Here is a 25,359-nt window from a genome sequence, read left to right on the forward strand (position 1 = left end):
GGTACGCATCACTAAACTTTATCTTTCTGAATCAGTTCTTCTCTTCCTTGTTGCACCAGATATGCATCAATCCCATCTTTTAGATCAGGCCTCTTCCCACATACATATTCGTATGAGTAGGCCCCTTCTATGATCCTTAGTCCCATGTATACTGCCATTACAATGCACCTCCTATAATCATGTCATCCATCGCCTTTTTGATGATGGTTTGCTGGTCTTGTAAATCATTCAATGTGTCTTCGACGGTCTGCTGTTTGATGTAATTGAAATACAATTCCTTCGATTCCAGGTTGATAAACAGGATCGGTGTCATGCCAGGAATCTCATCTACGACAGGGATGTTATTATCAGTCAGGATTTCGTTTTCCCCTGCTGACGCGGTCGGTGCATGTGTGATGGACAAGACCATGGCCTGGTCCTTTGCAGGTGCGTGCTTGATTAAAATCATGGGTGACCCTCCTTAAAATTTTAATAGCCATGTGGACTCGTCAGGATAACTCATCATGGCTCGACCTCTGTATGAGTCTGTGCCATTAACTATCGCACGATGAAATAGCTGTAATCCGTTGGTAGACAACGAAGCAGGAAATGCCGTCCATGAGGTACCACGTATGGTAGTGTCGGTATTATTGTAGGAACATACTCTAGCTCTACGGTTAATAGGGTCGATGACCACTTTGAGTACATAACTCCATCTGGATAGGTCTGCACCTATCAAAATGTCATTAAACACCCACATCTCATTGCCAGCATTATCTTTGAGCACGATCAGCGTCCTGGCCATATTATCGGGATATGGACCTGTAACCACTTCCAGCACCATGCCTGCTACGCTTGTCATGACCGTTAGCTTATTGCTTGGAACGTTTGTAATAAAAGTGTCGAAATTAGCCCCATTCGTTGTACCGTTTTTACCCATTGAGCCTGCCAAGGTCTGGACCTCATTTGGCGCATACGACCCTACTACACCGAGTATGTTTTTCCCTAGCAATATGTTTTCGGGCCGGAGGTCAGGCGTTAAGGCATATACCCACGATTGACCATCGTAATAACCGTCAGGAGGCATCATAAAAGCTCGATCTCCGACCCACACCTCTGTCAATTTAGCCAATTGATGTGCGCTTTGGGCGCTGCGGTTTGGCATGGTTCCCACTAGGCCATTTCTTGTAGCATTGCTAAACGTTGCCCCGGCCAAAACCTGTCCAACCGTAGCATTACCCGTGGCCCGTATCACCGATGCCATTTTGGTAATGAGCTGCGCCCATGACTCACTTGTGGATGCCGCTACCCCAATGGAGTTGAGAGCGGCAACCACATTGGCTTTCTGCTCAACTCCAAGCTGCTTTGCCGATTGCGCTTCAGCAAATGCAACATTAACCGCCTTCTCCGTCGCCGCTAGCGTCTCGGATGTCCCATTTGTCTTACTCGACAGCTGCACCTTCCCTTTTTGCGTCAGCGACGCATCCGGTATATCCATCTCACTTACCGCTTTATGCAGCTCCTCCTGCGTAGCTACACCCGCGTCAATCTTTTCAAAAATCGCATTAATGCTTTCCCGGGTCACATTCTCGTTCCCCAAGGGCAGCGGCAGTTTCAATCGATCCGTTTCCATTGGCATTACGCCCACACCTCCAGTTCATTCCACGTCAATGACGCAGCATCCAGTTCATCCCATGTCACTTGCTTGCGGTCCAGATCATCCCAGTTCAGATAACGGTACTCATACTCTACAGCCATGTGAGCCGGCTTCAGTTCTTCGATAGCTCGCTTGAGATCCTCCATATTAGGCGGAATGCCCATCGTATCCACAAAGCTCACCGTAAAACTCCACGCCTCTGGCTGAAACGTCACGTCCACTTTGCCGCCCGCATAGGCTTCCGCTACACTTTTCACGAGCCTGCCCGAAAACGTTCCTGCACCGCGCAGCTTCGATTCCACCACGGCGCGCCGCTGGTCCACGGGTTTGAGACGATCTGTCTCAATACCCAATTCTTGCTCCCAGTAGTCCAGTCCCCACGTCGCCGTGCGCACGAAAAATTGGTCCAACGTTTCCTCCAGCGCTTGGTACAGCATGTCCATCTCCGCACCCTTGGCCTGCATATCGGCACGCATTACGCGCGAAGTTTCATAGTACCCGGGGAGATAGGAAAAAAGCTCACGCCCTTTGGCACTCGAAATATCTACGCTTTTGAAGGCAATCCCTTCACTCTGAACAACAAATTCTTTGCTCTTGCCATCCATTTGGTCACTCATCGCAGCAGCACTCACATCCGGCCACCTCCTTCCGCTCCGCCAGAGTCCTGCCTTGAAAATTCCTTCTGCATCTCCAGCGCTGTCCACATGTCATCCATGATCTGCTGCTCCTTGAGCACCTTACTCATGCACGTCCACCGTCCCTAGCACAGCAACCTGGCTTGACGTCATTTCAATATTCTGGTCGCTCATGCCGTTCACGGTCAGATCCGCATAATCGATGATCGGTGGAATGTCGAGCAGAATCGCGGCGATGCGGGTGTAACGCACCAATGGATCTGCAAAAGCAAGCTGCTTCAAATACGCGGTCACCCCGCGCTCGATCTGCTCCTTTACTTCCGCCAATGTGACATCACTCGCCAACGTCAGTTTGACTTCAATGTTCATCGGCACTTCCTCGGCCGGCATCACGCTAACGATTGGTCCTGCGGGCGCAGCGCCTTCGCCTTGTCCATCCTGCGTCGGATCGATATACTGCTGCACCGCCTGCACCAGATCCGGGCCAGCCGCCCGTTTGTCCGTATCGAGCAAATACAGCCCAACCGTGCCCGGCCCCTGCCAGAGCGGAATGACGCGTGTCGCGCCTACGCCGGGCACTTCGCTCGCCCACTGGATGTATTGAGCCTTGTTGCCACTCGTCCCCTGGTTGCGGATCTTGGCATAAAAGCGCTCCAACAGCGCCATATCCGTTTCAATATCCGCGCCGCCCTTGATCGCATCAGGGTTCACCACGGACGTCACGCCACTCACAGGCGTGGATAGCACAACGACCGTGCCTGCGGGCACGTTGCTCTCTTTTCCAGCAACCAATGCACGCACGCCCACGGTTCCTGAACCATCCGCATCCAGCTCCACGCTGCCTGTCGTTTCATATTCCAGCGATGCCTCGCCCGAAATCTCGTCCGCGAGCGTAGCGACAACGGTGCCTGCAGGCACTACTTTGCCCGGCGTTCCCGCAAAACGCACCACTCCCTGTGCCGCCACCGCTGCACGCCGCGTAATGCCATGCTCGCCTGCCCGCAGGTCCAGCTCCTCTGCACGGAAATTCGGGTCATCGCTTGCCACCGTACTCGCGAACCCTCGCCGCAAAAGCTCCTGCGCCCAAACTGCCGCCTCCGACAGCATAAAAGCCACTGGTGCCTGCGCATCCCACAGGAACGATCCTTCCGACTTGTCCAAATCGACGGGCAACCGATCCAGCATGCGCTGCATGATTTGCTCTTCGGTCTGTTCTTCCAAATAATTCGGAAAATCTGCCATCCGTCAGATCACCTCGCTTTCCAAAATCATTGACTCTTCCTGCACACTCGTCACCCGGCAAGAGAATCGGCACACTTCCCGTTCCCAATCAAACGCAAACTGGTCCACCGTCTCCGTGCGTGGATCGGCCAGCAGCGTTTCCGTCACCATGCGAACGATTTCGCTTTCCACCACGCCCCGGCTGTCGCCACCACCAATAAGGTCCTCCAGCTCCGAGCCGTAATTGCGCGAATAAATGACATGTCGGTATCGTGGCGTGCGCACCGCTTTGTTGCACCATTGCACCCACGCTTCATGACCGTCTGCCGCGACAACTTTGCCGCTCGGCGTCAGCACGAATTCCCCGGCATCGTAATCGAAACGCCAGCTTCGGCCAAACTGCACCTCTACCGACTCCGCCTCATGGCCGGACCAATCTTCTTCGTCGCCCCACACCATCCCGATTTCCGGAAACAAACTAGGCACCCGCACTCACCACCTTGCACAGCACCACGACGTCGTTGCCGCCGTTCACCCGCATCGCGAGCACCCGGTCACCTGGCTTCATCCCTTTTCCCAGGGATAATATCGCCTCTTCCACTTCTTCTTTTTGCAAAAGAAAGCGTCCCTCGCTCGTCGTTCCTCCGTTCGCCACCTCGCTGATACCGGAGATTGAACCCGTCGTTTCACGCTCGGGCAGCTCCAAAGTGCCGGGGTATTCGGCCACAAAATAGTCCTGTACCTCATGTTTGAAATCGTCCAGCTTCACGCCGGACGACGTGATCGTGCCCAGCACCGCGCCCAGGCCGCTGACGGCCTGGCGAGTATGGTTGCTCATCGCGCCGCGCATCACATCGGCAAAATGCCCATACGGATCATCTTTATTCAAGGTAATACCTCCTTTTCACCAGTTCGGCCGTGCCGAGTTCCAGCGTCATCGTGCCCGGACCTGCCGACAAATCCCGGCTGACCGACATAACGATCAGCTTTATCCCTTTCAAGAGCACCGCGTCTCCCGCACGAATCGTATTGATGTCCGGCGCCGTCACCGTAAACGTCTCCTGGATGCCGGTCAGCTTGCTCTTGGCCAGCTTTTTGGCGGCCGCAGCCGTTTTGACTTGATCGTCCTGGAACAGCTTTTGCAGTGTGCCAAGTTCGGCAATGCCCTGTTCCTCAATCGCCAACACCTTGGAGGGAACTTCCTTGCCGCTGCTGGACTCGGAGGCTGCCATGACTTTTGCTTTGGTTACCGCGCCCTCCAATGTACGCATTTGCGACAGGTCGATCAGCCGGTCCAGTTCATGCACTTTGGCATTGCTGCCCACCTTGAACAGCTGCAGCCCGGCAGGCGTCATCCGGGGATGGTACATGTCCCCGCCCGATTTGGCCGTCTCTTTCAGATCGGCATAGATCATCGACAGGATCGTCTGCGATCGGTACACCGCTTTGCTAAGCTTTGTCGCCGTATTCGGCAGCGTGGCGCATGGGATTTTCCACTCTTTGGCATACGTTTTGAGCCGCTGCGTGGCCGTCTGGTCTTTGGGCAGCAGAAACTCGTCCTCCGATTTTTCCAGATAGATCATCCGGTCGTAGATCGTCAGGGATAACCGTTTGACGCTGCCGTTCGAGCTTTCCGCCTCCCAAATGACTGCGGGATGCAGCAACGTCGCCATACCTGTGCCGCCAAAAGGAACCCCGTTGATCCGCACCGCCATGCCCGGCGATATCGCAGGCAAACCGGAAGTTGCCGATACTGCCAGCCGAACATTGCCTTGGTAGGCAATTTGGTCGAGCGAATCCTTAAGCGTAATCGTCTCGACCAGCTTGGTGACATCGTATTTGTCTTCGACAATGACTTTGTACGTCATGGCAGCACCAGCTTTTGCCCAGGCTTGATTCGGTTAGGATCGTTGCCGATCGTTTTTTTGTTGAGCTGGTAGATCTCGTTCCACTTTGAACTGCTTCCCAGCTCCAGCTTGGCGATTTTCGATAACGAGTCACCGGATTTGACGGTATACGTTTTGCTGTTTTTTTTCAGGTCGGTCCGGGAGGACGATGATTTGCTCGCCCTTCCTGCACCCAGCTTCTCCACTTTCGAATCCCGCCAAGTGCGGAGGGTCAGGTCGAAATAAATGTCCCCCGGCTCGCCTCCCCGGAAGGTGGTGTTCAGGGTGACTAAGTATACCGGTACGTTCACGCCTGTGTTCGAGATAATGAAGCGCAGCGGTTTTTTGGACACCAGGAACGTATTCAGTACGTTCATCGCCACACGCGGATCGGGAACCGTCGTCGTTTGGCAGAAGGATCGGTTATGTTCTTTCGGAAAAAAAGAAGAGAAGGTGATCTCCTTCACCTTCTCCCCAATCGCAAAATCAAACTCGCCATGCTCCAGCATGTTGATCGTTTCGTACCCTTTGGAACGGGATATGCTTACCTCCTCCGGATTGACCGGAAACTCGAAAGTGGTCGATCCGTCCTTCAAGGTAAAGAGCATGTCCAAACCTTCGGGTGTATCTTCAATGAATGCCATGATTGACCTCCTTCCACTTTAAGCCATCACCGTTGATCGGCGATTTTCCATGGCACGGCGCAATTCATTCGAGAGGCGTCCCCCGATCTGAAGGGCGAGGGCATCGTAATCGATCGCGTTTTCGCGCACCGTCACTTGCACCGCTCCCGCAGGCACGTTGACAGAGACTTGGTTGGTGACCTCAGTTTTGAAATCGGTGAGGTAACCAGCCAGACTGCTCATCTGTTCCTCGGAAATTTGCACGGTCATCGTGGATGGTGTGCCGTTGCCCGCGGCCTGTGCTTGCGCACCTGCACCTGTCCCCATGCCCATAGCCTGCATTTGCATCAGGTTCGGTCCAGCGAGTGCTGCCGCCGTTGGGCCGCCGCCCATGCCGGACAAGTAGGCATTCGGACCGGTTATCGAGAGAGCGGATGGGATATAGGCTGGAGCAGGCATCGGTTGGGCAGCGGGGGCTGGTTGCGCTGGCGCCACAGGAGGTTCTTCTATTTTGGAGCCTCCAAAGAAATCGGTGATACCGCCGAAGATATTCTTCGCCTTCTCGGCTACAAAATTACCAGCGCCGGACAAAGCGTTTCCAATGTCTTTCGCCTTATCTCCGATCCACCCACCGACTTCACTGCCAGCCCAGCCACCAACCGCACCGCCAACCCAGGTTCCAATGCCTGGCAGTAGCGCGGTGCCGATTGCACTACCAATGGCCGTTCCAGCAGCACCACCGATCATTGATCCACCGGCACGTCCTCTTTGTTCTGGTGAAGCGGTGGCAAAATCCGCCACGCTCATCATGGTGTTGAGAGGACCCAGAAATTTTCCTGCTTTTTTGACGACTCCACTGCCTATTTTGCTAATAAGGCCCGAGCCCCCGCCGCCTTCTGTTCCTCCACCACCAAATAATCCCTTTACATCTCCCCACAATCCATCAATACCACCAATTAAATCAGAGCCTGCTGTAGAGAAGTCATTGACAAACTTAGCTCCGCGTTTTGTAACCTTGAACACCTTTTTCCACCTGTTTCCTGGTGTAGAGGGTCTTTTTATTTCTTTCCACAGTTTTTTCCCGCTGCTTCTTGCATCGAAAGCTTTCGTTACTCCAGACGAGAGTGACTTCCCCCGATCAAACATACCTTTCATTTTTTGCAAAAATGTTTTAGGTTTTTCTTCTCCTCCAGCTGCCCCGATATTTATGGAGTCCAGCTTATTAGTTAGATTGTTTAATGATTGCGTGTTCACTTGTAAGGCATCTATCAAAGGCTGTGAGTTTACATCGACGGATACACCTGAGATTTGGTGACTAACCTTATAGTTTACATTGGCTGAAGCGTCCAAAATCCCTGATCGAATAGACTTGAGTTTATTCAACAATCCTTCTAAAGCTGGCGTGGCTCGATCAGCAAATTCAACTTGTGGGGCAATCCGTAACCTGCTCAATCGTACCGCCGTGCTATATATGCTCTCCAAACGTCGCCCAGTTGTCCGCAACTCGTTGTTGGTCTTGATCAAACTCTGATATCGCGTTCGGCCCAACCGATCCGTGGAACGCTGGATTTGGTCGAGATAACGAATCGTCGTTCGCATCTGCGCATTCGATTGGGACAAACCAATAATCGTTTCTGCCATTCGTTCACCTCCTGACGTATTGTTGTTCCTCTATCGATTGGCTGTCGCGGCCAAAGCGTTCATCTCCTCTTCACTAAAAGCGAGCAGCAATGACCGCTCTCCTCTTGGCAGTGCCCAGAACTCTCCGGGACGCAAATGATGGCGCACCCACATATGATACAGATACGTCGTCATTCCGCCGGAGTGAATCAGTTTTTTAGGTCTTCAATCTCCACGCCGAAGCCGGACAGCTCCAGTACTTTGTCGCCGACCGCATCCAATTCGCCTGCCAGCAGCATGCGGCGAACCGCCTGCTCCCCGCCGGACAGCTTCATGCGTCCGGTGATGCGGCTGTCTCCCCAGCCGGACAATTCCAGGCTGCGTACCTTCAGCTTGACCGTCGCTTCCGAGATCAGCAGTGCATTGAATGTCTCCGTGTCTACTTTTTCCTCGGTACGGCCTTTGACCGTTTTGCGGATCGTGCAGCGTTCGCGGATCTGATCGACCTTCGAGGACGTCAGGCCGCGCAGGGTCAGCAGCAGATCCAGGCGCTGAATGCGCACGTTTTCCTCCGGCAGCCGTTCGGCTGCTTCAAACAGCTGGTCCAAAATCTGTTCTTCCGACAAATGTTCGTTTACGCTCATGGTTGTTAGCTCCTTTTTTTGACTGTGTATAAATTCAATGTTTCAACTTGATCCATTCACCAGCACACTTTCTCATCTCTTACACATGGTCAATGAAAGGGCCGGGAAACGTCCCAGCCCATTCAGATTCCGCTCGAATTATCTGGCTACAATCGGATCAAGCAGATCGAATCCTTCAAAGGTAAAACCGGTCTCCTCCGGCACTTCCTCGCCGGCCGTCCAGTTGGCCAACTGGATTTTGTCGACCATGCAGCCTTTCAGCAGCACCCGCTCATGACCATAGGACTCGGGATCGTTCAGCGAGGAAATAATTTCGAATTTGGTAAAACCGCGCACGATCATGTCCGATGTCACTTTGTAACCGGTCATGGTGCCGGTGCCTTTTTTGGCGCCGTTTTTGTGCACCTTCCAGTCGTTGCCGACCAGGTTCAGCTCGCGCTTCTCGATCTCCACACTGGCCTCCAGTTTGTTGATATTAGTCTGCCACACACCATCGATATGCAGCTGACCGTGGGTACCGAGAATAACTCTTGATGCATCCAACATGTAAAATTCCTCCTTGGTTATATGTGTTGAGGCTCCACACCTCTTCGTTGATTCATTTGCGTAGTTCTGACGAACCGTAGACACCTTATTTGGAGATAAATCACGCATGCCACAATGTAACGAACCTCAGCCACGCTATTCGGGCCGGAAACAAGCAACAACGCCCGTTTTCGGGCAATTAAGACGTCTGAGGTTCGTTAAAGTGCCAACCACATCGATTTGGAGCCAATGACGTGCGTCAGGTTCATTAAAAATTCGAATGCTCCATCTCATGCCCTCTGCGATCAGTCTCGTGGTATAAGGTTCGCCACGCCCTAATCCCAACGCCAATTACTGCACATAAAATGTGCCAAACAACTGCTCCATCACATCGGTCAGTTTCACATTCCACTGGAGGTATACCTGATCCGCCTCCGGTTTGAATACCGGGGAGTCGCCGTAATATGCCGGGTCGAGCACGACATCGTAACCGGACGCTTCGATCACATTGCTTTGCGCCAATAGCCCCAGGTAGGACTTCATGGCCGAAATCAGCGCCAAGCGTCCTTCCTCGGTATTGTTCACTTTGCCGATGTAGCTGTCTTCCGCGGAACGCTGCAAATCCGTGTTAATCGCATCCATCACGCGGATCGAACGGATTTTTTTCCAGGCATTGTTTTGACCCGACTCAGGCGTAACCAGCGTGTTCACACCGCGAAGCGCCTTCACTTGACGGCCGTCATGGATGAAAATGAACACCCCGTTCTGCACGGCCTGCTCCTGCTCGGCACGCGTCCATTTGCGCGTCACATCATCAAACGGAGTCGCGGCATACGTCGTCGATTCGTTCAAACGCTGCCCGGCGATCAGACCCGCCACGTACGCAGAGGTTTGCGCCGAACTGTAATCAACGTCGCCCAAACGTACGCCCGTCCCCACGTTAATGACGCCTTCATGGTTCAGCGTGAGGGAGCGCGCTGCCGCCTTTTGCGCCGCACTCGCCGAAGTATCGTCCGCGGAAGAACCGCCAAACACGGCCATCACCGGTTTGCCTTCGCTGCGCACACGTTTCACCCACGCTGCAAAGCTCGCCAATAAAGACGCATCCGCCGCATGATCCAGGGCGAGCACATCGAACGTTTGTCCCTCCAGCGCCGCTTGCAAAGCAATGTAATCCGCATTGGCAATACTTTCGTTGCCGCTCACACCGCCATTGAAAGCAGCTCCCGACACCGTCGCTACCGTGCCCGTTCCATCGCCTACCGCCTGTGCGGTAATCCACAGATTGCTCTCATCCGCATTGATCTGCTCGGCCAGCGCCGCGGCCGAAATGTCTGCCGTCAGCAAGGCATACAGCATTTTGTTGCCCTCAAACAGACGCACCTCATGCTTCGTGTTGTCGATGACGCCCGGCTGAATCGTCACGTAGAAACCGTTGGCGCGATCGCCCGGATATTTGGCAGTCAGCTGCAGTACGTCCGCATCGCTGCCATCCTTCAGCACCAAGCTTGCCGCCTTCGCCGTTTCCCCGGTTACGCGGTATGCCAATAACTTCTTCGGCCCGCCCAACAGTGCCAGCTTCAAGGACGCATAGGCCGTCCCGTTATCCAAGGCGTTTGCCGCGAAAATCTGTCCGATCGCCGCTTCGCTGCCCACTTCCACAAACGTGCCTGCCGGGCCCCAATTCGCCTTGACCGGAACAACGACGGTCCCCCGCGATCCGGCCTGAATGGCCGATGCCGCTGCCGCCTGAAAATTCATATACAAGCCCGGAAGTACCGGACGATTCGTTTGCTCCCAAGTTCCGCCTGCCATTATCCGTTCACCTTCGCTTTCATAAATTGATTGATGCTTTCCTGAACCTCTTGGATGGAAAATGTTTGCTGCGCCGCTTCAAACAGCGCACCATGCAGCACCTCTGCCTTGACGGCAAAGAGGGCTTCCGCATGATTCATCAGTTCCGCCCGCGTATACTTCGGGGCTGCCTGCGCATTTTTTTTGACCGTGCCTGCCATGGGCATCTCACCTCGTTATCCATAAGTTTTATTGCGTGCCTGATCCGCTGCGCATTCATGAAGCTGAAGTCCCTCGCCACCGGGACTATTCCAGCACACGTTTGTGATGAATTGCCTGCATCAGCGGCGCGTCTACCTCAGATCGGCGAATGCGCTGCTGGAGCGTCAACCGGATCTGACCGTTCAGGTAGGCATCTGCCTGCAGGTCTGCGGATACTTCATCCACAGTCGCGTACCGCGTACCACCCGCAATGGACAAAGGAATGCGCGCCTGTACGCCAAACTGCTCCACCAGCCGGGTAACGGCAAGCCGAGTCTCTTCTTCCCCCGATGCCACGATGTGGCCGATCCATTGCTTGCGCAGTTCCAGTGCATTCGTCCCTGACGCAGACGTGCTGCTTCCAGCCAGCCGCCACAAAACGGTTTGGTTCTCATAGCCTCGCGGCCATACATCCGCATACACCGCCCAATCCTTGCCAAGCTCTTTGCTCGTCCAATCCAGCATCGCCTGCATCCACGGATCAGACGGAATAGCCGGAGCGTGATCGGCCGGTTCCGGCACGTAAACGGCGAAGCGCAAGCTGCGCGTAATCATGCCGGAGGCCTGATCGATACGGTCGCATTCCCGCGAGCCGACATAGATGCAGGTGAACGCGCCGCCCTCGTCATCCTCAAGCCGTGCCTGATGTAAAGCTGCGATCAGCTGCGCTGACCAAGCCTCTACCTGTTCCGCGCCTCCGTCTTCCGAACGGGCATAAGGGTAAACGTGGATGATACGCCGATAACCCGCCCAGGCCGACTTCGGCACCTCCTCGGCAAAAGCAACCACCGCGCAAGGTCCGCTTAACACTTCTCCCGGGGCCGGGATATCCCCGACACGACCGTTCCAGGCAGGAATCTCCTCCGCGAGTCTGCGCTTGAGGGTTTGCCTGATTCGTGCGCTCAACGAGCCGACGTTTCCCGTATCCATGGATCCCGGGTTGCCTGCTGTATATGCTGCATCGCTCATACTGTATTGCATGTCTGCATGCGTTTTCTCCCCTTTCGGCTGCCGATTTGGCTTAATCCCCATTGCGCAGCAACAAGGGGCATTGGAGGCTCACTCCTTGCATTGGTTTGGTACCGGATCAACAGTTAGGCAACCTCACCGCATGAAAAAGACCAGCCGCCGGCTGGTCCTCATACTTAGCGTATATGCTTTCGGTGGTGCCCGTTTGCTATTGATCCGATAATACAATCTTACACCGTTCCGTTCCTAGCGCGGATGGTGTTCCGTCCGACTTCCGTGCGGATTCGGCAGGCGGATCGGCGGAAAAAAGACGACGCTTTGCGGAAGGGGAAAATCGATATTATGATCAACCAAAAAAAAGAACCCGTCTCCCGCAGTACTGCGGAAAACAAGGTTCTTGGGTTTACTTCAGCTTGGCCTGAGGGCTTAACGTAATTTCGAACGCACGCCACCAGATAAAATCCGGATTGTCGTATGCCAGCTCCGTGCGGAGATATTCCGCATAAAAAGCGTCGCCATGGCAAATTCGGAAGATGGCCTTACTTCCGGCAGCAAAGGCCGGCTTGGCTCCGAGCGCTGCCGTGTGCGTCTGCATCAGGTCGCGCAGCAGCCGCTGCAAATACGCGTAGTCCTCAGCCGAATTGAACAGAAGCATGTTCTGGTCCGATAACGTCGCCACATTGGTGTACAGCGCATGCGCTCTGGAATAAGTCCGGATATCGGCGATGGCTACCGCCTTGTAATAGTAATCTTTTAGGAAACGTTTGAAGAGCAGGGACCCCTGCGCATCCATCGCTTTGGCCAGCGCCCGCGGATGCGACTCTGTGGTCAAAAAAGCGTATCGGGACTGTCCCATGCCCACGGCCATGCCGATTTTGTTGCCCGGCGTGTTCCATGCGCTGTAACCGAGCAGTTTCCCAGTATGCGGCGAATCCAGCAGCGCTTCGGCTACAGCCGGATTCGCCGGCCCCTTGCCCACGAAATCGATCACGAGGGTCGGTACACCCTTTTCGCCGTTCGAAGCAAGATGGGCCATGGCCTCTTGAATCCGATTTTCGGCCGTGATCGCAATAATCGAAAGATCGGGATACCGATGCTTCGCCGTTCCCGCGCTTTGGCCGGTCATCCGATCCAGTTCGCTGTCTACGCTGAATCCGTCCGTTTCGTTACCCGGATTACCGACTCCGCTCTCCCTGGTTACGCTTGCGGCGGCCGTTTCCGTTTCTGTCTCAACCTCGGGAGAAGCGGAGTCTGTCACCAGCTTGCCGCCGACAATGTCCACATGCCGGACCAAATTTTGATGCACGTCCATGTATTCATACGTGTTGATGATCGTGGAGCCGTGCGGCCCGTAATACGTGACGCCATAGGTTGTCTTCTTTCCCCTGCGATGAAGCTGGTTCGCCATGCGGGCGACAAGGGAATGCCCCAGTCCATCCGCGTCAGGCAAAATGATGGCGCGTTCCGGGTTTTGCCCGTCGATTCCGCCCAGCCATTCGTTAATGCGCTGCTCCACATAGCGGATTTCATTGATTTGCACACCCTGCGTGTTGGCGTCGTCTACGCCGACCACTAGGAAATCGATATATCCCTCACGTGCCAAACGTTCCAGAATGTAACGATTGCTTTTGAATTTATGCTGTCTCGTATTATAGTACCGGGATTTGTCAAAATAGGTCGTGTCCCCATACTCCACGCCGTCCGGCGACACGTTGTACCCCGCGATAATATCCTCGAACGACGTGAACGCCTTGCGCGGCTGCTGCATTAAGGTGCGGGACTCATTATAGGCGTCCAACGTCAAACCATCCGCAAAGGACGTCGTCGCCAGCCGCATGATCGTATCCATCACGTAAACGGGCTTGCGAGGATACTTCTCCTTAATTTCCCGGATCACGTCCAGCAGCGCTGTCGTTTCTGCATCATAATCCGGGTAATTCGCCCCGCCGTGGTCGCGCAGCTGACGACTGCCAATCAATCCGCCATAGGCCAGCATATCGGCAGAAATAACGAATCCGTCGGCCGCTGCCGCATGCTTTCGGATAAAATCGCGAATTCGGGACGGTTTGCCGTACGTCGGGGTCGATGTACCAAGCAGCATCGATCCATCCACGCTTTTTTCCGAGTCCAGCCGATTTTCAATATCGTTCAGGTTCGGTGCAACGATATGGAGACCGGCTGCTTTTCCTTGCACGATGACGTCATCCAGATTTGCCGGACGATCATCGAGCGGAACATACACTACTGTTTTCATATCATGAAACCTCCTGTCTATATAAGTTGAACGAATGATTTCTACACGGAGCCACTACGTGGTCAGAACCATCTTCCGATCGCTGTTATCCCCAGATTTTTTTGATTCCCTTTGTTCAAGGGGAAAATCCGGTGATAAACCCATGCTTCCGATGCAGCTTTCTTTCAGAAAGCTTTTAAACGAACGCTTCGCTTCTCCAGATTCGTTCTGCCCTCTCCGTTATCGTGTAAAATGTATAGTTCAACTTATATAATCAATATTTTCTTCTATTACTACCCGAAAAGCTAAGGAATGCCTTCATCCCTGCCGATCGGATAAATCCATCTTACCTTTTTTCCGCGCTGGCGCTGCCGCTTCGACGCCTGAATTGTGTACGAATATCGTCGGGGCCAAGTCGGAAAAACGTGGGGTTTTACATAAAAAAAGGAGGACCCCCGCTTGACGAATCAAGCCATGTCCTCCCTTTTCCACCTATTTTATTTTTCGATCGTCCGCTGTTCCTTCAGCTGCTGCCAGCTTCCCAAATGCATCGCGCCCACACCTCGAATGGTCACGGTCATTGGAAAAATTTGCGCCGGTTTATCGGAGAAAAACCAGATGCGTTCCTTTTTCACCACGATGAACAAACCATTGACGTCGCCGATCGGTGCGAAGGTATCGCTCCACTCACGCCAAGGCTCCAATCCCTGCCGACCGAGTTCAAGCACGGATTGGGATACGTCTTCGCTCACCAGCCCAATCTCGCATACGCTAACCAAATCCCCTGCCCCGAAGGCATGATCGCTTTCGTTCAGAACCGTATGATGCGCGATCAGCTCCAGAATATTGCCGGAAGGGTCCTCAAAGTACAAGGAATGGGAGTTCCAATTGACGGAATACGTTTCATCCCGGCCCTCGTGAACATTCAGCGTCGTACGCTCCGAGATCCAAGCCTTCGCCTCGCGGAAGCGGTTTGACGGAATCATCCAGGCGAAATGGTAAAACGGCTCATAGGCCGCCGGGCTTTCCACGAAAACCATGCGCGTCCATCCAATTTGCAGCGAAAACGAATCCGACGTAATCGTCACCGCTGGCAGGCCAAGCACGTTTTCGTAAAAATGCCGCATTTCTTTCATATGTGCCGTATATAACCGGACTTCTTCAATAATCATGCTGTCTCCTCCTCATCGAATGTTGTAAGATTTCAGCGTCCGTGCATTCGCTCCCATTTCTTCCAGGGCACCATGCCCAGCTCGGGTTTGGCTTCGTCAGGCAGCATCGAGATGAATTCCAGCGAATGGCCGTCCGGGTCTGTAAAATATACCGATACGGCAGGCATCCAGCCGAATACGTAGAGATCGCCGATATCATCCTCCAGGAAGTTACGCGTTTTGATGCCCCGGCCTTCCAAATAATCGACTGCATGTTTCATGTCCTCGAGCGATACCTCAAACGCAAAATGCTGACGCAGCACCTCGGACGGGTCCTTCTGCCAAAGTCCCAGCATCGCCTTGCCTTTCCCGCCGATCCAATAAAAGCTTCTTCCCCGCTCGGGCTGCCCGTAGGCAAACGTCAATCCAACAACCTGCTCATAGAATCGATGGGACCTTTGCAAATCGGTTACGTTAAGATGGGTTTCAAAAATGCCTTTAATCATGGGATCCCTGCTTCCTCGTATAATTTTGTCATCAAGGTCTTCGGTCAATTTGCGAGCTTTACCTTATATCATGGTTTCTGATCCGGATTCAGCGCCTGCGCAAGCTGCAGGAACGAACCGACGACGCGCTGCACACGTTCCTCAATGTCCGAACTTCCTTCGTATTCTTCATATCCGTCATAGGTCGCCTCAAATCGTCGCCGCTGCGAACCCCCGATCGAGATCCATTCCGGCGCATTAATGCCGTGCAGATTGCGGACGATGGCTTGCAGCTGCAATAAGGAGCTGACGCCTACCGCCCCGCCGGATGAACTGATGGACAGGACCGGTTTGCCGCTAAAATAGGACTGACCCAGATGATCAAGCGCGTTCTTGAGCACGCCGCTAATGCTGCCATGATACTCCGGCGTAGCCAAAATAACGGCTTTGGCTTCCAGCATGCGGCTTTTCAACTCGGCGACATGGGTGTTGTCCTCCATTTTTTCGTCCGGTGCGTAGAACGGAAGAGGTGTTTCGTACAAGTTAAACAGGACGGCATCATGCCCTTTTTCACGGATCAATTGAGCCGCATACTCCGCCAAACGCGTACTGGTTGCATGCTTTCGGTTGCTGCCGGTGATGACCAAAACGTTCATATCACTCACTCCTTTAAGTTCGAGGCAAATTGGATGTTTAAATCTCGGTTTTTTAGGTCTTTCAGGTTGCTTTATGCCATTCTTTCTTCTTATTCTACAGTCAACAACGCCTTCGGATCGTCAGTATATGGATGTAACTTTCCAAACAAAAAAACTCAACCTCTCGGTTGAGCTTGGAAAAATTCTACGACTTTGGTCGTAGTTTATTGCGGAATCTGCCCGCCTAACGCGTCAGTCCATCCACCCGTTGCGAACAGCCAGCACGGCAGCCTGCGTGCGGTCGGCCAGACCCAATTTGTCCAGCAGATGGCTGACATGGGTTTTTACCGTTTTTTCCGTGATGACCAGCCTGGCAGCGATATCCCGGTTATTCATGCCCTGCGCGATCAATGCCAATACTTCGCGCTCGCGCCGGGTGAGAAGACTCAGGCCGTGATCGGCTTCTTTGCTATCCATCGCCGGTTTGGCCGGAAAATCCGCTGCTTCCTGAACGTTAGGCTGAACAGGCAGCGATCCCGCCCCGTTCATGGGCACCTCGGAAGAAGCGAGCATATGCATGATCTGTTCCGCTGCAGCCGGATGGAGCTCGACCTTGCCTGCATGCACGTTTCGTATGGCTGCGGCCAACTGCTCCGGCTCGATGTCTTTCAACAGGTACCCTTTCACCCCGGCTTGTACCGCAGGCACGACATGATCCTGATCCGAAAACGACGTAAGCACAATGATCCTGCTCTCCGGCACATCGGTCCGCAAACGGGCTGATGCTTCAATTCCGTTCAATCCAGGCATGTGCAAATCCATCAACACCACGTCCGGACGGAGCAGGCCCGCCTGCTCCAAGGCACCCAAACCATCTGCCGCTTCGCCAACCACTTCCATGTCAGGCTGCGTGGCCAGAAACAGGTACAGCCCCCGGCGCACCATCGTATGATCGTCCGCAAGCAATATTCGAATCTTCATCGATGTTCCTCCTGACTCAGGATCGGTTCGGGCGGAAGTGGAATGACCGCTTTCACCGAAGTTCCCTTGCGCGTCGAACTGGTCAGCTCCAATCGGCCGCCGAGCGACTCGGCCCGTTCCCGCATGATGGATAGACCCAGCGATCCCGGCGGTTGTCCGCCACGCCTTTTGGCCCCGCCGTTCCCCTTATCCTTAATCGTCAGCATCACCTGTTCCGCGTCCAGTTCCAGCTTAATGTCGACAGCACTTACTCCGGCGTGCTTGCGAACGTTATTCAGCGCCTCCTGGCCGATGCGCCATAACCCTTCCTCGATGCTGCGCGGCATGGATCGCATACCGGTACAACTGGCGCTCACAATCAGCCCCTGCCCTGTGCCATATTCGCGCAATGCCTCAAGCATCCCGCGCTCAAGCCCGGCTGGCCGGAGCTGCAAAATCAATGCCCGCATTTCCTTCAGCGCCTGCCTGGACAGAGAGCGGATATCTTGCATGGCGTCTCGGATGAGTACCCACTCAGGCGAGTCGGGCAGCATGCTCTCCGCCCCCTGTGCCGTCAGCGACAGCGAAAACAGCATCTGGTTGACCGAATCATGCAAATCCCTGGCCAGTCGGTTCCGTTCCTCCAGCCGAGCCAGCTCGCGCCGCTGTTCGGCCAGCTTCATTCCTTCCCATGCGGTTCCGATATGGTCCGCGAGCGCCTCCAATACCTCCAGGTCGGCCTGTACATCGTCATTCAGCGTATCTCTGCCGATCACCAGCAATCCCTTCTCCTCCGACGCTCCGTATGTAACAGGAGCAACCGCACCTGCTCTAAGTTCAGGCAATGCGGCCTCCAACGCGCCGCCGGCTCCAATCGCGACAATCTCCTCTTGGCTTAGCACGGCTGAAGTCTCGCGTTCAAACATGCCGGGAAGCATATCCGCCTCCGATTCCAACAAAAGGCGTTTCCGCAGACGCATGCCTGAACCGCGAACATAATCGGCCTGGATGATAGAATCTTTGCTCTCCCGGACAAGAAAAAGGATCATGGGCCAATCGTAATATTTTCCGATCAGCCGGATGGCGGTTCCGGCCAGATTTTCCGATCCTGCGGCTTCGTTTACGACTTGTCCCATGGCATTGCCGAACTCGCCCAGCTTGGAATACAGGTCAGCCCTTCGCTGCTCTGCGCGATATAATCTCATCCGTTCCAGCGCGCTGCCGATCTGATAGGCCACCGCCTGCAGCAATGCGAGCTCGCTATCGCTGAAATGCGCCTTGCCCGGTGCAGCAACGTTCAGCAGTCCGAGCAGCTTTTCCCCCGATCTCAGCGGTATGGTCGCATGATGCGTGATGTCCTGCGTATCTCCCCATGCATGCAAGGCAGCCTTCTCCAGCCGTTTGCAATTCAGGATGTTGACGGCGTTGTCCAGGCGGCCGTCCCAAAATCGGTTAACGCACCAGCAGGTACCGCAGCGCATCGGTTCCCCGCCGCGATATTTAAGCGCAGGCGGCACATGCTCGTCAGAGATGCATTGGTAGCTGCCGCGCTCCCCGATGAGAAATACCCACCCGGCAGTCAATCCGGTCAATTCAAGCAGCTTGCCTACGACGGTATCCATCATCGCTCCAAGATCATTCGATGTGTTCAGCGTCTCGGCAATCGTCTTGAGCGTGTACATTTCCCTGATTCCGGCTTGTTCCGACATTTGGCTTGCTCCCTCCCATCTCCGCGAGTAATCATTCCATTATTGTATACAATCGGCGGAGGTTAGGGAAGTTCCCGCAGCACCGGCAGCGGTCACCCGAGTTTCTTGCGTTCCGTGCGGGATGAGGCCAGCGGATCCATGTTGATCAGGCCGCGGTCAGCCAGCGCGAGCGCCATTTTATAGAACGCACGCGTGCGGATTTTCGTATACGTATCTTTGCTTACGGGCGGATCGAACACGTGGTTGTACACCTTGTAATCAAAAACATCGTCATCCTTCATATATCTTTCGGTCACGAGAATTTGTTCCTTTTCGCTCAGCCTTGAAACAATCGTTTCGATCGTATCGCAGTATGCCTGCCTTGCCCGCCGCACGTCCACGTTATGGATCGCCGTTCGGGCCGTCGAATCGCCCGTAACATTGGTTGCGCCATGAAATCGAGCCGTATAACTGGCCGTCACCATCGCCTCGCGCTCCTCAAAAGCGACCGTTTTATAAATGCGGTATTTTTCCAAAGCCGCTTCCACCGCGGCCTGCGTTTTCCGTCGATCCAATTCAGGCAATGTCATTTCCATATTCGTTCCCTCCTAGTTAACCTCTCGAATTAGAGTTCTTCTGTTCCACCATGAATGCAACACCCAAATTCCGGCGATTTCATTGCCTTTTGGAACACGGCATAGGTCGCCCGTTCCGGTGAAATCGCACTACACAATCAGGGAAAAATAGCTTATAATTTACATTGTGTTCGCATATTGTTCGTATTTCTATTTGAGAATACCACTTTCTGGAGAGCAGAGTAAACCCTCATATCCGTTCATTTTGCAGACATAACTAAAGCCATTCTCTCGTTTTCTTTACCTTTTGGCATCAAAATATCTTATTCCTTTACCTTAAGGTATAAATGCGTTATATTATTTGCAACAAATGATTCCCTATATAAAAGGAGTGGCATGAATTGTGGAACACGCATTTGGTCCGTACCTTAAACATCTCCGGGAACAGCAAGGGTTCAGCATCAACCAACTCGCCGATGCCGCCGGCATTAGCAATTCGCAAATTTCACGAATCGAGAACGGCGTCCGGGGCGTTCCCAAACCTGCAACGATTCGCAAGCTCGCTGACGCGCTATCGGCATCCTACCCCGACATGATGCAAAGAGCAGGATATATCGAAGAAACAGGCTCTGTTCCCGGAATGGCCGATGCACCCGAGTGGGCAACCTACAAGGACCGCAGGGATTTCAAAAAGATGCTGGAAGAGGAAGATGATCTGATGTTCGACGGCATTCCGCTCGATGCCGAAGACAAAAAGCGAATCAAGGACGTGCTTACCGGGCTATTCTGGGAGGCCAAAAAAATGAACAAACGCAAGAAGCCAAACGAGCCGGACGATCGCCAATGAGGCACTGCACCCTAAACCAAATCCTGCGGCAGGTGGTTTGATATGGATGACATCGTAAACAAGCTGATTCGAAAACACCGGACGAACTGCCCGTTCAGCATTGCCAGGGCCTTGGGCATACAGATTCGGTTCACCAATTTGGGAAAATCGACCAAAGGGCTCTACTTCCGAAAGCTGCGGCGCAGATTTATCGTCATACACAACGATTTGCCTCCGGAATGGCAGCGTTTCGTATGCGCCCATGAGCTGGGGCACGACCGTTTGCATAAGGGAATCAACCGCTTTTTCCTGGAGGAGCATTCTTACTTTGCTCCCGGCAAACTGGAGAGGCAAGCCAACCGGTTTGCCATCGCCTTGCTGACTTTTGGAACCACCCCCGAGCCGGATGAACCGCTCGAAAAATTTTGTCTGCGTACAGGCTTGCCCCGTGAAGCGCAGCATTTTTTTCACCCACATTAAGAACATACGGTCTCCATTTTCCAAAATAATGACTACCGGTCGATAAAGACGGACAGATGTCATCTTCAGGTTATGTATTTTTACGCAAATCGCGAGATTTCCTTAATATAGTCTGTTAAAATATGACGTGAGCCGGGTCCGGCTTAGTAGATTATTATTTGGGGAGGGTACGGATTCATATGAAAATCTGGAAGACTTACGTTTCACTTCTGCTAACGGTATGTTTGCTGTTTGGCAGCGTAAGTATTGCCGCGGCTGCAACGGACACAACTACCGGCACGGGCAAACACATTACGATTCTACATACGAACGACACGCACGCGCGTGCTGTTGAAGCTTCACCGGCCATGGGATTTGCCAAAGTTGCGGGCATTGCGGACAAGTATCGCAGCGAAAATCCCAACACGCTTCTGCTTGATGCCGGCGATGCCGTTCACGGAACAACCTTCGCCACACTGGTCGAAGGCGAGAGCATCGTCAAAGTCATGAACGAAATAGGCTATCAAGCCATCGTTCCGGGCAACCATGAGTTCAATTACGGCTCCAAGCGTCTGCTTGAGCTGGCGGATATGATGAATTTCCCGATGATCAGCGCCAACGTGAAGAAAAAAGACGGAACTCGTCTGTTCGATCCATACATCATCAAGGAAGTGGACGGGGTCAAAATCGGGATTATCGCCCTGACCACGCCGGAAACGATGTACAAAACAAATCCGAAAAACGTGGAAGGGCTCGATATTACGGACCCTGCTGCCGAAGCAAAAGTGCTTGTGAATGAAATTCGCGGCAAAGTGGATGTCGTCGTTGTGCTGGGCCACCTTGGACAAGACGCTTCCAGTACGGATACAAGCTTCAAAGTGGTAAAAGAAGTGCCTGGCATTGACGTATTCATCGACGGACACAGTCACACCGTTCTGCAGGACGGCCTCGTATCCGACCATGGAACGCTGATTGCAAGTGCCGGTGAATACACCAACTATGTAGGTGTGATCGATCTGTGGGTAGACGGCGGCAAAGTGACGAAAAAGCAAGCCACGCTGATTGACGAAACCGAAGCCAAAGACATCAAACCCAACGAAAAGGTAGCTGCTCTGGTCAGCTCCATCCAAAAAGAACAAGAGCCTATCCTTAAAGAAGAAGTAGCGAATACGGCGGTACACCTGGACGGCGAACGTGCGCAAGTTCGCGCAGGCGAATCCAATCTGGGCGACCTGCTCGCCGATGCGCTTCGCGACGTTGCCCAAGCAGATATTGCATTGACCAACGGCGGCGGAATTCGCGCTTCCATCAAAGAAGGTACTGTAACCAAAGGTGACATCATCACCGTTCTTCCTTTTGGCAACCAAGTCGTATCGCTCGATGTCAAAGGTGCGGATATCCTTGCAGCACTGGAAAACGGCGTAGCCTCTTATCCTGAGCCAAGCGGCGGCTTCCCGCAAGTATCCGGAATCAAGTTCAGCATCGATGCTTCTGCGGATAAAGGCAACCGCGTTCACTCCGTGACGGTAGGCGGCAAAGCCCTTGATCCGGAAGCTACTTACAAGCTGGCTACCAATGACTTCACAGCGGTAGGCGGCGACGAGTACACCATGTTCACCAAATATTCCATCTCCGGCATGTACGGCGCAATGGATGAAGCATTGATCAACTACATGCAAAAGCTTGGCGCGGTAAATATCAAAACCGATGGGCGTATCAAAGAAGAAGCAAAAGCTCCTGCCGTGGAGCCGGAAAAACCGGCAGCGCCAGAGCCTGCTCCGACCGAGCCTAAACCAGAGCCGACGAAACCGCAACCAAGCAAACCGGAAACACCAGCCAAACCGGCACCAGCCAACGTATATGTCGTTAAATCCGGAGATACCCTGTACTCCATCTCCAAGAAACACGGCACAACTTGGCAAGCTCTGCAAAAACTGAACAGTCTCAAAAACCCTCACTGGATTTATCCAGGACAAAAACTGAAGCTGCCTGCGGCTTCTTAAGAAATACGTTAAGTTAACGTCTCCCTCGGCATTCGTTGATGACCCCGAATAGGAGACGCTTCAAAAACTACAAGGATGTCCCGCGGTCGATGGCGGGACATCCTTTTTCTTTAGAGGGTGGAAAATGAATCCCTGCTCTCGAAATTTTCCAACGATGAAATAATGGAGCAGGGGCATGAACTATGGCTCAATTGTTTCACTTTCCAGAGGTGATGCGGTAACTTCGAAAGGAAACCACTCGATGACCAGCCATTCAGTTACATAAATACACAACACGATTTCATCATGTTTGGCCGAAATAAAACATTTGATCAGTCGACTGACAAAAGAAAACCAAAAAAATTAAAATTTTAGTTATTTAGTCTTAAAAAATGCTTGAAATCAGCATGTCAATTGTCCCGTTTGGCAGTAGTTTCAACCTATCGCAAATTATTCGGTCCTAACATTATTTCCGCCTGCACCGAACCGGACTACAACTGCTCTTTTACATAATTCAAGGCCTCTGAAGCACTCATGTCGATTCTGCCCGTCACGCCGGATGCTGCAAGAGCATGCGACCCCAATTCCACTTTAGCCTCCGCTGCTCCACGTCCGATGACGATTTGCACAGGCAAGCCAAACAATTCCGAATCGTTAAACTTTACGCCGGCCCGTTCCTCCCGATCATCGACGAGAACCGAATACCCGGCATCCGCGAGTTGCTGCTCCAGTTTCAGGGCAAGCTCACGCTGCGCTGCATCCTTCCAGTTCAGCGGAATCAGGTGCACCTGATACGGAGCAACGGCTGCCGGCCAACGTATCCCGTTTTCGCCTGCATGCTGTTCGGCAATCGCGGCCACCAGGCGCGATACGCCAATGCCGTAGCATCCCATCACCGGCACGCTCTCACGGCCGTTCCGGTCCAGGAAAGAGGCCCCCATTGCCTCGCTGTATTTCGTGCCCAATTTGAAAATATGGCCGATCTCAATGCCCTTCGTAAATGCAAGCGGCTCGCCGCATGCCGGACACGCATCACCCTCCGCGGCAAAACGAATGTGATCGACATGCTCCAACGCAAAGTCTTGGCCCGGCCTTACGCCCACCCAATGATAATCCACTTCATTGGCGCCTACGATCGCGCATGTCATGGAGGCCACGTCGGCATCCACGATGATTGGAAGGCCAAGGCCGATGGGACCCAGGAAGCCCACTTTCAGCTCGGCATGTTCCGCCAATGCCTGCTCGTCGGCAAGCTCGAGTTCTTCAGCACCCAAAACCTGTTTAAGCGCAACGTCGTTGAGTTCGTGATCCCCTCGAACAAGTGCAGCAACCAGCCTGCCGTCGGCCCGATAGAGCAATGTTTTGATCATGCGTTCAGCCCCTTGGCCCGTAAACGCGCAAAGCTCGGCAATGGAACGAATATTCGGCGTATGCACCCTGACAGGCTCTTTCCCGTTCTCCTTCCATGTTTTCACGTCAATCCCATTCGTCGTCCGTTCGACGGAATCCCCTCTATTATCATCCGCTGCAATGTAGGCCAACACTTCGCTAATGAACGTATCCGCCGAAACCTCCGCTACATTCTCCGAAGACAGTGACTTGTATCCCGCTTTTTCCAGATTGGCCGCATAACCGCAGTGATTGCAGGTAACGATCGTATCTTCGCCCACTTCCGCCAGCGCCATGAATTCATGCGTTTCGCCCTGGCCGCCAATCGTGCCCGCATCCGCCTCAACGCAAATATAATCCAGTCCGCAGCGCTCAAAAATGCGAGTGTACGCCTTGTTCATCGCTTGATACGTCACATCCAGCTCATCCCAACTGGATGCAAAGGAATACGCATCCTTCATCAGGAATTCCCGGCCGCGCAGCAGGCCGAATCGCGGACGGCGCTCATCCCGGAATTTCGTGCCGATCTGGTACAAGGTGAACGGCAAGCGGCGATAAGAATTCACCTCATCCCTCGCAATAGCTGTCACCACTTCCTCGTGGGTCGGGCCCAATGCAAACTCCCTTGTTTGACGATCCTTGAAACGCATCAATTCGGGACCGTACTGCGAATACCTGCCGGACTGCTCCCACAGCTCCGCCGGCTGCATGATCGGCATCAGCACTTCCTGGCAGCCAGCCCGATCCATCTCTTCGCGCACAATCCGTTCGACGTTCAGCAGAACACGCCTTCCAAGCGGCAAATAGTTGTAAATGCCTGCCGCAAGCTGGCGGATCATCCCGGAGCGCAATAGTAAACGATGACCGACTGCATCCGCCTCGGCTGGCGCTTCTCGCAATGTTGGAGCTAACAATTCACTTTGACGCATCATACATACACCTCTTATTATTATTTTGCGATGCACAAACCACACCCGGGAACCCCGGCAAAACAAAAAAGACACACTCGTCAAGGGACGAATGTGTCGTGGTACCACCCTTATTCGACTGGAGCCTTTAAACACGGCGCAGTCCTCTTGAGCATAACGGGCTCTCCCGGCAATGGTTGCAGCCCGAAGGCGTTCTCCACCGCAGCTGGCGAGGCGGGAATTGCGCTGCGGCA

26 protein-coding genes are annotated in these 25,359 nt (G+C 53.5%); 3 read left to right on the forward strand and 23 right to left on the reverse strand.

Translation table 11 applies throughout. The features are described from left to right. Nucleotides 1–11: 11 nt before the first annotated feature. From L6H98_RS11930 to L6H98_RS12035, 22 genes are all read right to left on the reverse strand, one after another. Nucleotides 12–158 (reverse strand): hypothetical protein, encoded by a 147-nt coding sequence (locus L6H98_RS11930; protein WP_236415310.1) that lies wholly within the window; start codon nt 156–158, stop codon nt 12–14. Beyond that, complete coding sequence (locus tag L6H98_RS11935) at nt 158–448, reverse strand: hypothetical protein (RefSeq protein WP_236415312.1); 291 nt, start codon at nt 446–448, stop codon at nt 158–160. The genes L6H98_RS11930 and L6H98_RS11935 overlap by 1 nt, the downstream gene beginning before the upstream one ends. Before the next feature lie 12 nt (nt 449–460). Then, nucleotides 461–1,618 carry a phage tail protein gene (locus tag L6H98_RS11940; RefSeq protein ID WP_236415314.1) on the reverse strand — a complete coding sequence of 386 codons (1,158 nt, stop codon included), beginning with the start codon at nt 1,616–1,618 and terminating at the stop codon, nt 461–463. Next, the gene (locus L6H98_RS11945; RefSeq protein WP_236415403.1) at nt 1,618–2,178 is read right to left on the reverse strand and encodes a YmfQ family protein; all 561 of its coding nucleotides are present in this window, start codon (nt 2,176–2,178) and stop codon (nt 1,618–1,620) included. Before L6H98_RS11945 ends, L6H98_RS11940 begins: the two co-directional genes overlap by 1 nt. Before the next feature lie 195 nt (nt 2,179–2,373). Next, complete coding sequence (locus tag L6H98_RS11950; RefSeq protein WP_236415316.1) at nt 2,374–3,513, reverse strand: baseplate J/gp47 family protein; 1,140 nt, start codon at nt 3,511–3,513, stop codon at nt 2,374–2,376. A gap of 3 nt (nt 3,514–3,516) precedes the next feature. Continuing rightward, entirely contained in the window at nt 3,517–3,978 is a 462-nt protein-coding gene (locus L6H98_RS11955; RefSeq protein ID WP_236415318.1) for a DUF2634 domain-containing protein, read from the reverse strand. Beyond that, complete coding sequence (locus L6H98_RS11960; RefSeq protein WP_236415320.1) at nt 3,971–4,381, reverse strand: hypothetical protein; 411 nt, start codon at nt 4,379–4,381, stop codon at nt 3,971–3,973. Before L6H98_RS11960 ends, L6H98_RS11955 begins: the two co-directional genes overlap by 8 nt. Beyond that, nucleotides 4,374–5,360, reverse strand: coding sequence for a phage portal protein (locus L6H98_RS11965; RefSeq protein ID WP_236415322.1), 987 nt, complete (start codon nt 5,358–5,360; stop codon nt 4,374–4,376). The genes L6H98_RS11960 and L6H98_RS11965 overlap by 8 nt, the downstream gene beginning before the upstream one ends. Next, entirely contained in the window at nt 5,357–5,986 is a 630-nt protein-coding gene (locus L6H98_RS11970; protein WP_236415404.1) for a LysM peptidoglycan-binding domain-containing protein, read from the reverse strand. Before L6H98_RS11970 ends, L6H98_RS11965 begins: the two co-directional genes overlap by 4 nt. A 54-nt stretch (nt 5,987–6,040) precedes the next feature. Beyond that, complete coding sequence (locus L6H98_RS11975; RefSeq protein WP_236415324.1) at nt 6,041–7,642, reverse strand: hypothetical protein; 1,602 nt, start codon at nt 7,640–7,642, stop codon at nt 6,041–6,043. 188 nt (nt 7,643–7,830) lie between these two features. Then, complete coding sequence (locus L6H98_RS11980; protein WP_236415326.1) at nt 7,831–8,265, reverse strand: hypothetical protein; 435 nt, start codon at nt 8,263–8,265, stop codon at nt 7,831–7,833. Between the two features lie 138 nt (nt 8,266–8,403). Beyond that, on the reverse strand, nt 8,404–8,811 hold the full coding sequence (locus tag L6H98_RS11985; protein ID WP_236415328.1) for a phage tail tube protein: 408 nt from the start codon (nt 8,809–8,811) through the stop codon (nt 8,404–8,406). A gap of 330 nt (nt 8,812–9,141) precedes the next feature. Further along, complete coding sequence (locus L6H98_RS11990; RefSeq protein ID WP_236415330.1) at nt 9,142–10,605, reverse strand: phage tail sheath subtilisin-like domain-containing protein; 1,464 nt, start codon at nt 10,603–10,605, stop codon at nt 9,142–9,144. Then, nucleotides 10,605–10,805 carry a hypothetical protein gene (locus tag L6H98_RS11995; RefSeq protein ID WP_236415332.1) on the reverse strand — a complete coding sequence of 67 codons (201 nt, stop codon included), beginning with the start codon at nt 10,803–10,805 and terminating at the stop codon, nt 10,605–10,607. Before L6H98_RS11995 ends, L6H98_RS11990 begins: the two co-directional genes overlap by 1 nt. Before the next feature lie 85 nt (nt 10,806–10,890). Then, nucleotides 10,891–11,826 (reverse strand): hypothetical protein, encoded by a 936-nt coding sequence (locus L6H98_RS12000; protein ID WP_236415333.1) that lies wholly within the window; start codon nt 11,824–11,826, stop codon nt 10,891–10,893. Between the two features lie 391 nt (nt 11,827–12,217). After that, the gene (locus tag L6H98_RS12005; protein WP_236415335.1) at nt 12,218–14,068 is read right to left on the reverse strand and encodes a DUF4127 family protein; all 1,851 of its coding nucleotides are present in this window, start codon (nt 14,066–14,068) and stop codon (nt 12,218–12,220) included. A 476-nt stretch (nt 14,069–14,544) separates the two neighbouring features. Next, nucleotides 14,545–15,219 carry a VOC family protein gene (locus L6H98_RS12010; protein WP_236415336.1) on the reverse strand — a complete coding sequence of 225 codons (675 nt, stop codon included), beginning with the start codon at nt 15,217–15,219 and terminating at the stop codon, nt 14,545–14,547. A gap of 32 nt (nt 15,220–15,251) precedes the next feature. Continuing rightward, complete coding sequence (locus tag L6H98_RS12015) at nt 15,252–15,704, reverse strand: VOC family protein (RefSeq protein ID WP_236415338.1); 453 nt, start codon at nt 15,702–15,704, stop codon at nt 15,252–15,254. Between the two features lie 68 nt (nt 15,705–15,772). Further along, nucleotides 15,773–16,339 (reverse strand): NADPH-dependent FMN reductase, encoded by a 567-nt coding sequence (locus L6H98_RS12020; protein ID WP_236415340.1) that lies wholly within the window; start codon nt 16,337–16,339, stop codon nt 15,773–15,775. A gap of 231 nt (nt 16,340–16,570) precedes the next feature. Further along, nucleotides 16,571–17,299 (reverse strand): response regulator transcription factor, encoded by a 729-nt coding sequence (locus L6H98_RS12025; protein WP_236415342.1) that lies wholly within the window; start codon nt 17,297–17,299, stop codon nt 16,571–16,573. Continuing rightward, entirely contained in the window at nt 17,296–18,987 is a 1,692-nt protein-coding gene (locus L6H98_RS12030) for a GAF domain-containing sensor histidine kinase (protein ID WP_236415344.1), read from the reverse strand. The genes L6H98_RS12025 and L6H98_RS12030 overlap by 4 nt, the downstream gene beginning before the upstream one ends. Before the next feature lie 92 nt (nt 18,988–19,079). Then, complete coding sequence (locus tag L6H98_RS12035; protein ID WP_236415345.1) at nt 19,080–19,562, reverse strand: ArpU family phage packaging/lysis transcriptional regulator; 483 nt, start codon at nt 19,560–19,562, stop codon at nt 19,080–19,082. Between the two features lie 379 nt (nt 19,563–19,941). Between L6H98_RS12035 and L6H98_RS12040 the strand changes: the two genes are divergently transcribed. The 3 genes from L6H98_RS12040 to L6H98_RS12050 all read left to right on the forward strand — a co-directional run bounded on the left by L6H98_RS12040 (nt 19,942) and on the right by L6H98_RS12050 (nt 22,829). After that, the gene (locus L6H98_RS12040; protein ID WP_236415405.1) at nt 19,942–20,388 is read left to right on the forward strand and encodes an XRE family transcriptional regulator; all 447 of its coding nucleotides are present in this window, start codon (nt 19,942–19,944) and stop codon (nt 20,386–20,388) included. Between the two features lie 42 nt (nt 20,389–20,430). Next, nucleotides 20,431–20,847 carry an ImmA/IrrE family metallo-endopeptidase gene (locus L6H98_RS12045; protein WP_236415347.1) on the forward strand — a complete coding sequence of 139 codons (417 nt, stop codon included), beginning with the start codon at nt 20,431–20,433 and terminating at the stop codon, nt 20,845–20,847. 179 nt (nt 20,848–21,026) lie between these two features. After that, nucleotides 21,027–22,829, forward strand: a complete 1,803-nt coding sequence (locus L6H98_RS12050; RefSeq protein WP_236415349.1) for a 5'-nucleotidase C-terminal domain-containing protein — start codon at nt 21,027–21,029, stop codon at nt 22,827–22,829. A 470-nt stretch (nt 22,830–23,299) separates the two neighbouring features. Here L6H98_RS12050 and L6H98_RS12055 read toward each other — a convergent pair whose 3' ends face one another. After that, a complete protein-coding gene (locus tag L6H98_RS12055; protein ID WP_236415406.1) occupies nt 23,300–25,126 on the reverse strand; it encodes a proline--tRNA ligase in 1,827 nt (608 codons plus the stop codon). Nucleotides 25,127–25,359: the final 233 nt, after the last annotated feature.

This window comes from Paenibacillus sp. JJ-223, from assembly GCF_927798175.1.
GTDB lineage: Bacteria > Bacillota > Bacilli > Paenibacillales > Paenibacillaceae > Paenibacillus > Paenibacillus hubeiensis.